The organism is Frankia alni ACN14a (assembly GCF_000058485.1).
Taxonomy (GTDB): Bacteria; Actinomycetota; Actinomycetes; order Frankiales; family Frankiaceae; genus Frankia; species Frankia alni.
Map to the genome: position 1 here is coordinate 3,463,635 of NC_008278.1, position 15,843 is coordinate 3,479,477.

7 protein-coding genes are annotated in these 15,843 nt (G+C 75.2%); all 7 read left to right on the forward strand.

Translation table 11 applies throughout. The features are described from left to right. Positions 1-11 precede the first annotated feature (11 nt). The 7 genes from FRAAL_RS13945 to FRAAL_RS13975 are packed head-to-tail and all read left to right on the forward strand — an operon-like array spanning position 12 to position 15,787. Positions 12-614 (forward strand): SGNH/GDSL hydrolase family protein, encoded by a 603-nt coding sequence (locus tag FRAAL_RS13945; protein WP_011604341.1) that lies wholly within the window; start codon positions 12-14, stop codon positions 612-614. 43 nt (positions 615-657) lie between these two features. Then, positions 658-8,103, forward strand: a complete 7,446-nt coding sequence (locus FRAAL_RS34925) for a type I polyketide synthase (protein WP_011604342.1) — start codon at positions 658-660, stop codon at positions 8,101-8,103. Next, positions 8,100-10,286, forward strand: a complete 2,187-nt coding sequence (locus FRAAL_RS13955) for a hotdog family protein (RefSeq protein ID WP_041939301.1) — start codon at positions 8,100-8,102, stop codon at positions 10,284-10,286. The genes FRAAL_RS34925 and FRAAL_RS13955 overlap by 4 nt, the downstream gene beginning before the upstream one ends. Next, positions 10,280-11,923, forward strand: coding sequence for a PfaD family polyunsaturated fatty acid/polyketide biosynthesis protein (locus FRAAL_RS13960; RefSeq protein ID WP_041939302.1), 1,644 nt, complete (start codon positions 10,280-10,282; stop codon positions 11,921-11,923). The genes FRAAL_RS13955 and FRAAL_RS13960 overlap by 7 nt, the downstream gene beginning before the upstream one ends. Next, positions 11,920-13,749, forward strand: coding sequence for an acetyl-CoA carboxylase, carboxyltransferase subunit beta (gene accD / locus FRAAL_RS13965; protein ID WP_011604345.1), 1,830 nt, complete (start codon positions 11,920-11,922; stop codon positions 13,747-13,749). Before FRAAL_RS13960 ends, accD begins: the two co-directional genes overlap by 4 nt. Further along, positions 13,746-14,417, forward strand: coding sequence for an acetyl-CoA carboxylase biotin carboxyl carrier protein (locus tag FRAAL_RS13970; protein ID WP_011604346.1), 672 nt, complete (start codon positions 13,746-13,748; stop codon positions 14,415-14,417). Before accD ends, FRAAL_RS13970 begins: the two co-directional genes overlap by 4 nt. After that, positions 14,417-15,787, forward strand: coding sequence for an acetyl-CoA carboxylase biotin carboxylase subunit (locus tag FRAAL_RS13975; RefSeq protein WP_041939303.1), 1,371 nt, complete (start codon positions 14,417-14,419; stop codon positions 15,785-15,787). The genes FRAAL_RS13970 and FRAAL_RS13975 overlap by 1 nt, the downstream gene beginning before the upstream one ends. Positions 15,788-15,843: the final 56 nt, after the last annotated feature.

A 15,843-nucleotide genomic window follows, 5' to 3' on the forward strand; every position in this document is an offset into this window, starting at 1 on the left:
AGGGCCCGCAGATGCCCGCAGTCAGGTTCACGGCCCTCGGCGACAGCTTCGTCGAGGGTCGCGGTGACGTCGCCGCCGACGGTTCCTACATCGGCTGGGCCAGCCGGTTCGCCCGCCGGATGGGCGTGCCCGCCCGCGAGGTCCGCAACCTCGGCGCCTACCAGACGACCACGCAACAGGTCGTCGACCGGCAGTTGCGCCCGGCCCTGGCCCGCAAGTCGCCGCTGATCGGCGTGGTGGTCGGCGTCAACGACCTCGTCCAGGACTTCGACCCCGACCGGTTCGCCCGCAACCTCGACACGATCTTCCGGTCGCTGGCGGGCCTGGACACCACGGTGTTCACCGCCAGCTACCCCGACATCCCCGCGAACCTGCCGCTGCCGGAGGAGTTCCGCGGCCTGCTGCGCGAACGGTTCGTGTTTGCGAACACCGTCCTCGCCGAGGTGTGCGCGGCGACCGGGACGCTGCGCCTGGACATCGCCGTCCACGCCGACTGGGCCGGGCGGCGGCTGTGGAGCCCCGACGGCCTGCACCCGAACGCCGAGGGACATCGCCTGTTCGCCGAGCAGATGGCGGACCTCGTCGAGCGCACGTCCTGGCTGACGGCTGCCTGAGCCGCACCGCCCGCCGGCGTCGCCCGGCAGAGAAGGGAAGATCGTGACCCAGCCAGCGCTCCCCCTGAGCCCGTCCGAGCCCGACGGTTTCGACGACCGTCGGCTCGCCCGGACCCCGATCGCGATTGTCGGCATGTCGGGCCTGTTCCCGATGGCCCGCAACCACCGCGAGTACTGGCAGAACGTCGTCGACGGCGTGGACTGCACGACCGAGGTGCCCTCCTCGCGGTGGGATCTGAACGACTACTACGACAGCGACCCCGCCTCGCCGGACAAGACCTACTCGCGGCGCGGCGCCTTCATCCCGGACGTCGAGTTCAGCCCGCTGGAGTTCGGCCTGCCGCCGAACCAGCTCGAGGTCACCAGCACGATGCAGACCCTCAGCCTCGGCGTCGCCCGTGACCTGCTGCGCGACGCCGGCGCCCGCGACGCCGCGGGGGTGGACGCGGACTGGTACGACTCGGGCCGCACCGGCGTCGTGCTCGGCACGACCGGCCCGGTCCCGCTCATGCACCCGCTCGCGGCCCGGCTGTCCACGCCGGTGCTGCGCGCGGCGGTGCGCAGCTGCGGGCTGAGCGAGGCCGACGCCGACGCGATCAGCCGCAAGTACGTGGAGGCCTACGCACCCTGGGAGGAGAACTCCTTCCCGGGTCTGCTCGCGAACGTGGTGGCCGGCCGGGTCGCCAACCGGCTCGGCCTCGGTGGGATGAACACGACGGTCGACGCGGCCTGCGCGGCGTCGCTGTCCGCGGTCCGCCTCGCCGTGGCGGAGCTGGTCGACGGCCGCGCCGACACGATGATCACCGGCGGCGTCGACACCGAGAACACGATCTTCATCTACATGTGCTTCTCGAAGGTCCAGGCGCTGTCCAAGAGCGGCACGATCAGCCCCTTCTCCGACGACGCCGACGGCACCCTGCTCGGCGAGGGCATCGGCATGCTGGCGCTGCGCCGCCTCGCCGACGCCCGTCGCGACGGCAACCGCATCTACGCCGTGATCCGTGGGATCGGCTCGTCCAGCGACGGCCGGTCCAAGAGCATCTACGCTCCCCGCGCCGAGGGGCAGCGCGTGGCGCTGGACCGTGCCTACCACGACGCGGACTGCTCGCCGGCGTCGGTGGAACTGTTCGAGGCCCACGCCACCGGCACCGCGGTCGGCGACCGCACGGAGCTCACCGCGCTCGGCGGCCTGCTGCGCGACGCCGGTGACGAGCGCAACTACGCGGCGCTGGGCAGCGTCAAGTCCCAGATCGGGCACACCAAGGGCGCCGCCGGCACCGCCAGCCTGATCAAGCTCGCCCTCGGCCTCTACCACAAGGTGCTGCCGCCGACGATCAACGTCGAGCGGCCGAACAGCGCCGTCGACTTCACCGACGCCCCCTTCTACGTCAACGTCGCGAACCGGCCGTGGATCCGCGACCCGCACCGCCCGGCGCGCCGGGCCGCGGCGTCCGCGATGGGCTTCGGCGGGACGAACTTCCACGTGGTCCTCGAGGAATACTCGGGCGACCGCTCGGCCGTGCAGGTGCTGCACCGCACGGCCCGCGCCCACCTGTGGCACGCCCCGGACGTCGCCGCGCTGGTGGAACTGCTGCGCTCGGGCGCACCCGGCGGCGACGGGCCGATTCCGGCCGACGCCGCCCGCGTCGGCTTCGTCGCCGTCGACGACGAGGGCGTCGAGGAGCTGCGCGCGCTGGCGCTCGCCCAGCTCGAGCGGGCCCCGGACGCGACCGAGTGGTCGCATCCCCGCGGCGTGCACTTCCGCCGCACGGCCCGGCGAGGCGTCACCGTGGCCGGCCTGTTCGCCGGGCAGGGCAGCCAGTACCTCGACATGGGTCTCGACGCCGCGATCGGTGTCCCGCCGGTCGGCGCCGCCTTCGACGAGGCCAACGCCGCGTTCGACGGCGCCGAGCGGCGCCTCGCGCCGATCGTGTTCCCGCCGCCGGTGTTCGAGGCCGAGCTGCGCCAGGGGCAGGAGACCGCCCTGCGCGCCACCGAACACGCTCAGCCGGCGATCGGCGCGCTCTCGGTCGGCCAGCTGCGCTACCTGCGCGACCTCGGCCTGCGACCGGCCGGCTACCTGGGCCACAGCTTCGGTGAGCTCACCGCGCTGCACGCCGCCGGTGCCCTCGACGCCGCCGGCTACTTCCGTCTCGCCCGCGAGCGTGGCCTCGCCATGGCGCCCCCCGCGGGCGACGCCGGCGGCGACCGGGGCACCATGGCCGCCGTCCCCGCCGACCGCGACCGAGTCACGGCGATGCTGGCCGAGCACCCCGACCTCGTCATCTGCAACCACAACGCCCCGGAGCAGGTCGTCGTCGGCGGGCCGACCGAGGCGGTCGCCGCCTTCGTCCGCCGCTGCGCCGACGAGGGCCTCGACGCCCGCCCGCTGCCGGTGTCCGCCGCCTTCCACACCCGCTACGTCGCCCACGCCGTCGATCGCTTCGCCGCGGCGCTGAGCACGGTCGGGATCGGCGAGCCGGCCGCCGCCGTCTACTCCAACACCCGCGGCGCGACCTACGGCGCGGACGCCGCCGCCAACGCCGCCGTGCTCGCCCGCCAGCTCCTCGAGCCGGTGGAGTTCGTCGACGCGGTCCGCGCCGCGCACGCCGCCGGCTGCGACGTCTTCGTCGAGTTCGGCCCGAAGCAGGTGCTGACCCGGCTCGTCCGCCAGATCCTCCCCGACGCCGACGTGGTGGCGATCCCCACCGACGCCGGCCCTCTCGGCAACTCCGACGTCGCGCTGAAGCAGGCCGCCGTCCAGCTCGCCGTGCTCGGCGTCGAGCTCGCCGGCATCAACCGCCACCAGGCCGACCCGTTCGAGGCGATCCCCGCCAAGGGCCCGACGGTGACCCTGTCCGCGCCCGAGTACACCCCGCCCGCGCGCCGGGCGGCCTACGCCGCGGCCCTCGACGACGGCTACCGCATCACCGCCGCGGGCGCCCCCGCCGCGCCCGCCCTGCCCGCCCCCCGGGCCGAGTCCACGTCCGAGGTGACCACGGTGGAACACGTCCCCACCGGCGCGACCGGCGCCGAGCTGACAGGCGCTGGGGTGAACGGCGCAGGTGTGGACGGTGCCGGCATCAACGGTGCCGGCCTCAACGGTGCCGGCATCAACGGCGCCGGGACTCATGGTGCCGGCGTGAACGGTGCCGGCGCGCACCACAGCCTGACCGACGCCGGCCCGCTCGAGCACGCACCCGTGAACGGCGCTGGAGTCAACGGCGCGGGGATCAACGGCGCCGGTACCGGCGGCGCGGGCCGCAACGGCGCCGGCTACCTGCCCGAGCCGGTGGCGGCCCATCACCCGGGACCCCTCCCGGCCGACGGGGGAGCCGGCCTGTCCGCCAGTGCGGACATCCTCGCTCAGCAGGTCAGCCTGCACGCCGTCTACCTGGACAGCCAGCTCGACGTGGCCAACCGTCTCGTCGGCGCGCTGCAGGAGTACCAGCGCCGCGGCCAGACCGACGAGCGGTTCACCGACGCGGTCGCCACCGTGGCCGGCCAGAGCGTCGCCATCGGCCAGACCCACACCCGTGCCAACGAGGTGCTCGCTCAGCTCGCCGCGCTCGAACTGGCGACGGCCGACCCCGGCGCCCCTGCGCAGGGCGGCGGACCCCGACCCGCCCTGCCGGCCTCACTCAGCCCGGCCTCGTCCAGCGCAGCACCGGTCGCTCCCCGCGAGTTCCCGACGACCCGGGCGGCGCTGACCGTGGCCCCGATCGCTGCAGCCCCCATCCCCACGGCCCCGTTCCCCACGGCCCCCATCGCCGCGGCGCCCATCCCCACGGCGCCCCCGGTCCATGCTCCGTCGCCGCTCGCCACTGCGGCCCCTGCTCCTGCGCCCCTCCCGATACCGGCCCAGCCGGCCACGCCGGACGCTTCCGGCACCGGCGTCCTTGATCGTGAGGCGGTGCGGGGTGCGTTGGTCGAGGTGGTGGCGGAGAAGACGGGCTATGCGGCGGACATGATCGATACCGGGATGGATCTGGAGGCCGATCTCGGGGTTGATTCGATCAAGCGGGTGCAGGTGTTGGGGGCGTTGCGGGAGCGGTTCCCGCAGTCGCCGACGGTGGGTCCGGAGCAGCTTGCGGAGCTGCGGACGTTGGACCAGATCGCCGACTTCGTCGCGGCCGGTGCGCCGGGCGGTTCCGCGGAACCGGCCTCGATCGTCGCGGCCGCCAGACCTGACGCCGGTGGCGCCGTTGATCGTGAGGCGGTGCGGGGTGCGTTGGTCGAGGTGGTGGCGGAGAAGACGGGCTATGCGGCGGACATGATCGATACCGGGATGGATCTGGAGGCCGATCTCGGGGTTGATTCGATCAAGCGGGTGCAGGTGTTGGGGGCGTTGCGGGAGCGGTTCCCGCAGTCGCCGACGGTGGGTCCGGAGCAGCTTGCGGAGCTGCGGACGTTGGACCAGATCGCCGACTTCGTCGCCGCCGGGGCAGGTTCGCCGACCCCGGCTGCGGCTGCGGTAGCGGCGGCCTCAGTAGCGGCGGCGCCGGGCGGTTCCGCGGAACCGTCGGCCGTCCCGACGGCCGGGGCATCTGGCGCCGGTACCGGCACCGGCGTCCTTGATCGTGAGGCGGTGCGGGGTGCGTTGGTCGAGGTGGTGGCGGAGAAGACGGGCTATGCGGCGGACATGATCGATACCGGGATGGATCTGGAGGCCGATCTCGGGGTTGATTCGATCAAGCGGGTGCAGGTGTTGGGGGCGTTGCGGGAGCGGTTCCCGCAGTCGCCGACGGTGGGTCCGGAGCAGCTTGCGGAGCTGCGGACGTTGGACCAGATCGCCGACTTCGTCGCCGCCGCGCCGCCCGGATCATCCGGATCACCAGCCGCGTCCGGCGGCCCGGAGGCAGGTGGTGTCGACCCAAAAGCCGGTGAGCCGGCCGGGGCGCCGCGCCGGACCGTTCGGCTGGTGACCCTGCCCGGAGTCGACCGGCTCGACCGCCCGTACGCCGAGTCCCCGGTGGCCGTCGTCGTCCATCGCGGCGACCCGGGTGCGGGACCGATCCTCGACGGCCTGCGGACGCGGGGGTGGACCGTGCGAGAGGCCGACCTCGACGCCGCCACCCCCGGCGGCCCGGCCGTGCCGACCTCCGACGACGTCGAGCGGACCCTGGCCGCCGCGTTCGAGGGGCGGACAGATCTCGCCCTGACGGTCCTGACCCCGCGCGCCGACCGGGACGACGCCGACCGGGACGACGCCGACTGGGAGCATTCCGTGGCCGTGCTCGCGGAGACCGTCCTGGTCGCCCGGCACGCCCACCTGTCGCTGTCGGCGACCGCCGCGGGCGGCTCCCGCGCCGCGTTCGTCACTCTCACCCGCCTCGACGGCGGGCTGGGGCACCATGGCACGGCCGGCGCGGCCGCGTCCCTGCTCGGCGGGGTCGGCGGGGTCGTCAAGACGCTCGCCGCCGAGACTCCGGAGCTGTTCTGCCGGGCCGTCGACATCGCGCCGGGCCTCGCCGGGGAGACCGTCGCCGAGCTGCTCGACGCCGAGCTCCACGACGTCGCCCGAGACACCCCCGAGGTCGGCATCGACGCCGCCTCGGTGCGCCGGACCGTCATCCCCGGCCTGTTCGACCCCCTCGCGGCGGCAGACCCGGCCGACGCGAACCTCGGCGCCACCGCCTCCGGCACCGCCACCGACGGCGCCTCCGATGGTGCTGCGGAGATGGTCACCGTCGGCGCGGACGACGTCCTCATCGTCTCCGGTGGGGCCCGCGGCGTCACGGCGCTGTGCGTGCGCGCCCTCGCCGAGCGCGCCCCCGCCCGCTTCGTGCTGCTCGGCCGGTCGGCCCTGGCCGACGAGCCCGACTGGGCCGCCGGCGTCGCCGACGACGGGCTCAAGACCGCCGTGATCGCCAGGCTGCGGGCGGACGGTACCCGCCCCACCCCACGCGAGGTGGAACGCATCTACCAGGGGCTGCTGGCCCAGCGCGAGATCCGCGCGACGGTGGCGGCGATCGCGGCCACCGGCGGGCGCGCCGAGTACGTGGCGGTCGACGTGACCGACGCCGATGCCCTGCGCGCCGCCCTCGCCGAGGTGCGCGGGCAGGTCACCGGGGTGGTGCACGGTGCCGGGGTACTCGCCGACGCGCTGCTGCCCGCCAAGACCGCAGCGGACGTGGCCCGGGTGTTCGCGCCGAAGCTGACCGGGCTGCGGGCACTGCTCGACGCCCTCGACGGCGCCCCGCTGCGTCACCTCATCCTGTTCACCTCCGTCGCCGGGCTGTACGGCAATCCCGGCCAGGCCGACTACGCCGCCGCCAACGAGGCCCTGTGCCGGGTGGCCGCGGCGATGCGCCACGACCGTCCCGACTGGCACGTCACCGCCATCGACTGGGGCGCCTGGGACGGCGGCATGGTGACCCCCGCCCTGCGGGAGCTGTTCCAGGCGCGCGGCGTCGAGCTGCTGGCCCCCGACGCGGGTGCCCGCGCCTTCGCCGACGCGTTCCGCCCCGACCGCGCCGGGGAGGTGTGCGTGCTCGTCGGGCCGGGCCGCTCCCTGGCGGACCCGACTGCGGCCGGCGGGCCGGCCGTGCGTGCCCGCCGGCCGCTCACCCCGATCGTCGACCACCCCGTCATCGCCGCCCACCGCATCGGTGCGCATCGGGTGCTCCCGGCGACGTTCGGCCTCGGCTGGATGATCAATATCGTCGAACGGTCCCACCCGGGCCGCCGCGTCGTCGAGGTCCGCGACTTCGCGGTGCACAAGGGCATCGTGTTCGACGGCGCGTCACCCGACGGCGCGCGGGTCGAGGCGGAGCCCGCGGTCCCGGGTGACGCGGGCCGGCTGCTGGTCCGCGTCGCGGTCCGCGCCGACGGCTCCGGCCGGCTGCCCGTGTCGCACTACGCGGCGACGTTCGTGCTCGCCGCCGCCGAACCGAGTCCGGTCCGACCCGGCCCCGCGGTACCCGGCTGGCCCGGCTACCGGCTGGGGGAGGGCCCGCCCGACGCCCTGGCCATCTACACCGAGGGCACCCAGTTCCACGCCCCGCGCCTGCAGGGCATGCGCCGGGTGCTGGCCCGCGGCGCCGACCGGCTGGTCCTCGAATGCCAGCTCGACGACGACCAGGACCTGCGCGCCGCGTTCGGGGGCGCGCTGCACAGCCCGGTCCTCGCCGACGTGCTCCTGCAGGGACCGCCGGTGCTCGGCAGGGCCCTGCTCGGCCAGGCCTGCCTGCCGCTGGGTATCGGCCGCGCCGAGTACTTCCATCCCCTGCCCGACGCCGCGCCCTTCGTCCTCGTACTGGACGGGGCGCGGGTGGACGCCGGCGGTGGCACGGCGACCGTGACCGCCACCGCCTGCACCCCGGACGGCGCCGTCCTGGTGCGGTTCGCCGACGTCACGGTCGCCGCGACGCCCGGCATGGCCGCAAAGTTCGCCGAGGCCGTCCAGGCCTGGCAGCAGACCCCCGTCGCGGACCCCACCCCGACCGCGGACCCCACCCCGACCGACAACGAGGACGTCCCGTCATGACCGTGGTCGACCAGGCCCAGCGCCTCGACTTCGTCGGCGAAGCGTTCGACCCGCTGGCCTTCGCCGCACCCGCCCCGGTTCCCGCTTCCCCGCCTCCGTCCCCGACCGCCCCGTCCCCCGCCGACACCAGCTCCACCGAGATCAACCCCACCGAGACCAACCCCACCAGGACCAACCCCACCGAGCTGATCCGGCACCTGCGGGCGACGACCGCCGCGGCGCATGCGAGTGCCCTGCGGGCCCAGGCCGTCCTGCAGCTGCGCGTGCTGGCCGGGCTCGACGGCGGCCCGGCACGTCCGGTCGGGCGCGCCGCCCTCCCGGCGGCCCCTGCCCTCCCGGCGGCCCCTGCCCTTCCGGCGGCCGGCGCCCTTCCGCCGGTCCCAGCGGTGCCCGTCGGACTGCCCCCGGCCCCGGTGTGGCCCCGGGTGACGACCGAGGCGTCGTTCAAGCCGTTGGCCCGCAGCGCCGTGCGGACGTTGGGCGCCGCCGACCTCGACCGGTTGGCCCGGGGCGCCATCGCCGACGTCCTCGGCCCGCCCTACGACCAGGACGGCCACGACCGCTCGGTGCGCCTCGCCGCCGACGGCGGGCTGCTGCTGGCCGCCGTCGACGCGATCGAGCTGCGCGGCGGACGCCCCGGGCGGGGCCTGGTCCGTGCCCGGCTCGTCGGCCCCGCGCCGCACGGCGAGGGCCTGGTCGAGGCCGCGGCTCAGGCCGCCCGCCTGTTCGCGGTGTACGTCGGCCTGCACCTGGTTCTGCTCGACGCCCACTTCGTCGACGGCGCCGCACCCGGCCTGCAGGTCGACCCGGGCGGCATCGGCTCGGGCGAGCTCGAACTGGTCCTCGAGGTGACCGACGTCGATCTGGTGCCGCGGCCCGCGCTGCGCGCCGACGCCGAGATCCGCGCGGTCGGCGGCGACCAGGTGCTCGCCCGCGTCACCGACGTCACCGTCGGCCTGCGCGAGGGCGCCGGCCGACCGGTAGGACCCGGGCCGGGCGGGACGACGCCGGTCTGGCTCGGCCGCAAGAACCGCTTCGGCGACCGGGCGATGCTCAGCGAGTTCCACATGGCCCACTTCTGCCGCGGCGACCAGGAGATCGCTCTGGGCCCGGAGTTCGCCGGCTACACCGGCCGCAAGGCCACCCGGCTGCCGTCGGGCGGCCTGCTGCTCGTCGACCGGGTGCTGGAGGTCCACGGCACCCGCGGCGATCCGGCGTCGCTGGCCGGCGGCGCCTGGCACGTCACCGAGTACGACGCGCCCGCGGACTCCTGGTACTTCGCCGACACGGCGAACGCCTCGATGCCGAACTGCGTCTACATGGAGACGTCGCTGCAGGCGGCGCTCATGATCGGCTACTACCTGGGGGCGACGCTCGGTGACCCGGCGGCCTCGGTGAGCCTGCGCAACCTCGGCGGGACCGCGCGCGTGCTGCGCGAGGTGGACCTGCGCGACGCCACCATCCGCCAGCACTCGACGCTGCTGTCCACCACCGACATGCCCGGCTCGTCGCTGCAGAGCTTCGCCTACACCCTGTCCGTCGACGGCGAGCCGTTCTACGAGGGCGAGACGATGTTCGGCTACTTCAGCGACGCCGCACTCGCCAACCAGACCGGCCTGGACGCCGGCCGGTCGGTGCCGACCTGGCTGGAGGCGACCTCGCCGCGGCCGGCGACCCGCACCCTCGACGTCGCCGCCCGCCGCGCCGACCCGGGCGCGCCCCTGGTCGCCCGTGACCACCTCGCCCTGCTGGACACCCTCGACGTCGTCGACGGCGGCGGCCGCTACGGCCAGGGCTACCTGCACGCCGTGCGCCCGATCGACCCGAACGACTGGTTCTTCGCCCGCCATTTCCACCTCGACCCGGTCATCCCCGGCTCCCTCGGAGTGGAGACGGTGATCCAGGCGATGCAGGAGTGGCTGCTCGACTCGCCGCACGCCGAGGGCCTGGTCGACCCGGCCTTCGTGCTGCCGGTGGACGCACCGTTCACGTGGAAGTACCGGGGGCAGTTCCTGCCGACGGACGGGGAGACCCGCCTGGAGGTGCACCTCAAGGAGGTGCGACGCGCCCCCGGCCGGGTCCGCGTCACCGCCGACGCGAGCGTCTGGAAGCCGGGGTTGCGCATCTACGAACTCATCGACGTCGCCGTCGAACTGCGCACGGACGGAGCCGCCTCATGGTGACGCCCACGACCACCGAGGCGAGCCGGCACGCGGCACCGCCGCCGGCCGACGCGGGCGACGGTCTGGCGCAGGTGCAGCGCGACCTGCTCGCCCTCGACCTGGCCTGCTACGTCCTGCGCGACGGCCAGCAGGTCCGCACGAGCACCGACGCGACACAGGTGGGCCGGGTCGTGGCCGGCGGCGGCCAGGTGCTCGCCGCCGTCGGGCCGCGTCCGGCGCACGCGCTCGGCGACCCGGAGTTCCGCCGCGCCCACGGCGTTCGCTACGCCTACATGGCCGGGGCGATGGCCAACGGCATCGCCTCGGCGAGCATGGTCGCCGCGCTCGCCCGCGAGGGCTACCTCGCCTCGTTCGGCGCCGCCGGGGTGCTGCCGGCCCGCGTCGACGCCGCGCTCGCCGCGATCGGCCGGGACGCGCCCGCCAGCCCCTTCGCCTGCAACCTCATCCACAGCCCGAGCGAGGCGGCGCTGGAGGCGGCCATCGTCGACGCCTGCCTGCGGCACCGGGTGGGGTGCGTCGAGGCGTCGGCGTTCGTCGAGCCCACCGCGCAGCTCGTCCGCTACCGGCTCGCCGGCCTGCGCCGCGACCGGTCCGGCCGGGTCGAGGCCGCCCACCGGGTGATCGGCAAGGTGTCGCGCGCCGAGGTCGCCGAGCGGTTCCTGCGCCCGGCGCCGCCCGAGCTGGTCCGCCGGCTTGTCGAGACCGGCGACGTCACCGCCGAGCAGGCCGAGCTCGCCCGCGAGGTGCCGCTCGCCGACGACCTCACCGCCGAGGCGGACTCCGGCGGCCACACCGACCGCCGGCCGCTGCTGGTGCTGCTGCCGGAGCTGCTCGCGCTCGCCGAGCGGATCCGGCGCGAACAGGGCTACGCCGCGCCCGTGCGGGTCGGCGCGGCCGGGGGCATCGGCACGCCGGCCGCCGCGGCGGCGGCGTTCGCCCTCGGCGCCGCCTACGTCGTCACCGGCTCGATCAACCAGAGCTCCGTCGAGGCCGACCAGTCCGACACCACGAAGCGGCTGCTGGCCGCGACCGGCGTCGCGGACACGGTGATGGCACCGTCGGCGGACATGTTCGAGCTCGGCGTGGAGGTCCAGGTGCTGCGCCGCGGCACCCTGTTCCCCGGCCGGGCGCGTCAGCTCTACGAGCTCTACCGCACCTACGACGGCGTCGACGCGCTGCCCGGCGACGTCCGGGCCACCCTGGAGACCCGGGTGTTCCGCCGCTCGCTCGACGACGTCTGGCAGGACTGCGTGCGGTACTTCTCCGAACGCGACCCGGACCAGATCACCCGCGCCGCCGACGACCCCCGGCGACGGATGGCGCTGGTGTTCCGCTGGTACCTGGGGCGTTCCTCGGGATGGAGCATCGCCGGGGACGCCGAGCGCGCCCCCGACTACCAGGTGTGGTGCGGGCCGGCGATGGGCGCCTTCAACGGCTGGGTCGCCGGCACCTACCTGGCCCAGGTGGGCAACCGCCGGGTCGCCGACCTGGCCGGTCACCTGATGCGGGGGGCGGCCTACGCCGACCGTGTCGCGGCGCTGCGCGCGGCCGGGCTGCGCCTGCCCGCCGCCGCCGCGGCGTACCTGCCCGCCCCACCGCAGAACGACCCAGCCGTCACGAGAGGCAGCCAATCATGACGCTCGAGGCCACAGCGATCGAGGCCACCGCGATCGAGGCCACCGGGATCGAGGCCACCGGGATCACGGCCACAGCGATCGAGCCCACCCCCCGGCGGAGCCCGGGATCGTCCTGGCTGCTCTGCGGTGGCTGCGGCACGATGCTCTACGAGCGGCGGTTCGCCCGCGAGGGGCGGGTCTGCGCCGACTGCTCCTGGCACGCCCCGATGACCATCCAGCAGCGTCTCGACCTGCTCCTCGACGCCGACTCGGCGCGGCCGGTCGACGTGCCGGCGATCGACGGCGACCCGCTGGAGTTCACCGACACCCGCCCCTACCGCGACCGGCTGCGCGACGCCCGCGCGAGCACCGGTCTCGACGAGGCGGCGGCGTGCGTGCGCGGCACCATCGACGGCAACCCCGTCGTGGTCGTCGTGATGGACTTCCGCTTCCTCGGCGGCAGCCTCGGCGCCACCGTCGGCGAGGTGTTCACCCGGGGGGCCGAGCTCGCCCTGCGCGAACGCACCCCCCTGCTGACCGTCACCGCCTCCGGCGGGGCGCGGATGCAGGAGGGCGCGATCGCCCTGATGCAGATGGCCAAGACCAGCCAGGCCCTCGGCCAGCTCGACGAGGCCGGCATCCTGACCGTCTCGCTGATCACCGACCCGACCTTCGGCGGCGTGGCCGCCTCCTTCGCGACGCTGGCCGACGTGATCATCGCCGAGCCGGGGGCGCGGCTCGGGTTCGCCGGGCGTCGGGTCATCGAGCAGACCATCCGCCAGACCCTGCCCGAGGACTTCCAGACCGCCGAGTTCCTGCTGACCCACGGCGTCGTCGACCTCATCAGCCCCCGCCGCGAGCTGCGGGCGAACCTGGCCCGGCTGCTGTCGGTGTCCAGCCGGCGCGCCGACGGCATCCCCCGCCAGGCGGGGCGCCCGGACCGCGCGGTCGTCACCGACCCCGAGCAGCTCGCGCGGCGGGACGCCTGGGAGAGTGTGCGCGCCGCCCGGCGGCTGGGCCGACCGACGACCCTCGACTACGCCGCCATGATCCTTGAGGACTTCACCGAGCTGCGCGGCGACCGGATGTCGGCCGACTGCCCGGCGCTGGTCGCGGGCCTGGGCCGGCTCGACGGGGTGCCCGTCGCCGTCCTCGGTACCCAGAAGGGTCACACCGCCGACGAGCTGCGCTACCGCAACTTCGGGATGCCCACCCCGGCCGGCTACCGCAAGTCCGCCCGGGTGATGCGGCTGGCCGCCAAGCTCGGGCTGCCGGTGATCACCCTGATCGACACCGCCGGTGCCTACCCCGGCGTCGAGGCGGAGGAGCAGGCCCAGGCCGTCGCGATCGCCGAGAACCTGCGGCTGATGGCCGGTCTGCCCGTGCCGGTCGTCGCCGTCGTCACCGGCGAGGGCGGCAGCGGCGGCGCGCTCGCGCTGGCGTTCGCCGACCGTGTCCTGATGTGCGCGAACGCCGTCTACTCGGTGATCAGCGCAGAGGGCTGCGCGGCAATCCTCTGGAAGAACCCGGCGGCCGCGCCGACCGCCGCCGCCGCCCTGCGGGTCGACGCCCGCGAGCTGCTGCGCCTCGGCGTCGTCGACGGCGTCATCCCCGAACCCGACGGCGGCGCCGACGCCGACCCGGCCGGAACCGCCGCCCGCCTGCGGGAGGCGCTGCGCGGCGCGCTCGCCGACCTGCTGCCGCTGGACCAGATGAACCTGGTGACGCGCCGACGCGCCCGGTTCCGCCAGTTCGGCGTCGCGACTCCGGCACCGGCGACGGCACCGGCAGCGAGCGACGACGCGCACGAGTCCCAGACCGACCGGAGCGTGGAGGCCACCCGATGACGACCGACTCGACGGCGATCGACCCGACGGCGATCGACCAGGTAACGGGAACGACCGGCGACGTCGACCTGGACAACGGCGACGGCAGGGTGCCCGCACCGGCCGTGGACGCCGTGGTCGCGGTGCTCGGCGCCCACGTGCTGGAGCTGGCCGTGCGGGCACGGGTCGCGCCGAGCCACGTGCGCGTGTCGGCCGGCAACGTCAGCGTCGAGATGGGCTGGACGAGCACGGGCGCGGGGTTCGTGGAAGCACCGGTCCCGTCCGCGCGGACCCGCTGGGCCGCGCCCTCCGCCCCCGTGGCACCGGCAGCACCCGCGGCGGTGCCTGCCGCCCAGGCGGCGGTGCCCGCCGCCCCGGCCGTGGCTGCGCAGCCCAGTGAGCTGGCGGCGCCCGAGGAGGCCGGGACGTTCCCGCTGGGCTCCCCGTCGGTCGGCATGTTCTACCGCGCGCCGGAACCCGGCAAGCCGCCGTTCGTCGCCGAGGGCGACGCGGTGCGGGCCGGTCAGCAGGTCGCGATCGTCGAGGCGATGAAACTGATGATCCCGATCGAGGCGGAGCGGGCCGGGCGGGTCGTGCGGATCCTCGTGGAGGACGCCACCGCCATCGAGCACGGGCAGCCGCTGTTCCTGCTCGCGCCGCTGGACCAGGCCCCGAACGGGAGCCGTTGATGTTCACGAGCGTGCTGGTGGCCAACCGGGGCGAGATCGCGCTGCGGGTCGTGCGTACCTGCCGCGAGCTCGGCATCCGCACGATCGTCGCGCACTCGGCCGCCGACCGGGACTCCGCGGCCGTCCGGCTGGCCGACGAGTCGGTGCAGGTCGGCCCCGGTCCGGCGAAGCGCAGCTACCTCAACATCCCGGCGGTGGTGGAGGCCGCCCGGACCCGCGGCGCCGAGGCCATCCATCCGGGCTACGGCTTCCTGTCGGAGAACCCGGAGTTCGCCGAGGTCTGCGAGGACGAGGGGATCGTCTTCATCGGGCCGCCGGCCGACGTCATGGCCCGACTGGGGGACAAGGCCGTCGCCCGAGGGATCATGCGCGACGCCGGCCTGCCGCTGCTGCCGGGCAGCCGCGATGCCCTCGACGGCCCGGACGCCGCCCTCGCGCTCGCCGGCGACATCGGCTACCCGCTGATCCTCAAGGCCGTCGCCGGCGGCGGCGGTCGTGGCATGCGCGTCGTCCACGACCGCGCGGACCTGCCCGCCGCCTACGCCGAGACCCGGGCGGCGGCGCTGGCGGTGTTCGGCGACGGCCGGCTCTACCTGGAGCGCTACCTCGAATCCGCCCGCCACGTCGAGATCCAGGTGCTGTGCGACAGCTATGGCAACGGCGTCCACCTGGGTGCCCGCGACTGCTCGCTGCAGCGGCGCCACCAGAAGCTCGTCGAGGAGTCCCCGGCGCCCGGGGTGGACCCCGACGGCGTCGCCGAGCTGGGGGAGGCGGCGGTGCGCGCGGTGCTCGCCGCCGGCTACGTCGGCGCCGGCACCGTGGAGTTCCTCTACGACCCGGCGCGCGGGGCCTACTACTTCATGGAGGTCAACTGCCGGCTGCAGGTCGAGCATCCGGTCACCGAGATGGTCACCGGCCTCGACCTGGTCGCGGAGCAGCTCCGGGTCGCGGCGGGCGAGGAGCTCGGCTACACGCAGTCCGCCGTCACCGCCCGCGGCGTGGCGATCGAATGCCGGGTGAACGCCGAGGATCCCACCCGGGACTTCCGCCCCACCCCGGGGCTCGTCACCGAACTGGACCTGCCCGGCGGCCCGTTCGTCCGCGTCGACACCCACCTGAGGGCCGGCTACCGGATCCCGCCGCTGTACGACTCGCTGCTGGCCAAGGTCGTCGTCTGGGCGCCGGACCGCGACGGCGCCATCGCCCGGATGCGGCGCGCGCTCGCCGAGACCCGCGTCGTGGGCGCCGGCGTGGCGACGACAGCGGGTTTCCTCGCCGACGCGCTCGACCACCCGCGCTTCCGCGCGGCCGAGCACGACACCTCGCTCGCCGCGACCCTCCTCGCCCCGGCCGAGTCCCGAGTGGCCTAGCCGGAACCGGTGGTGCAGAGGCCCTTCGGTTCCACGGTTCCGCGGAACCGGCCCCG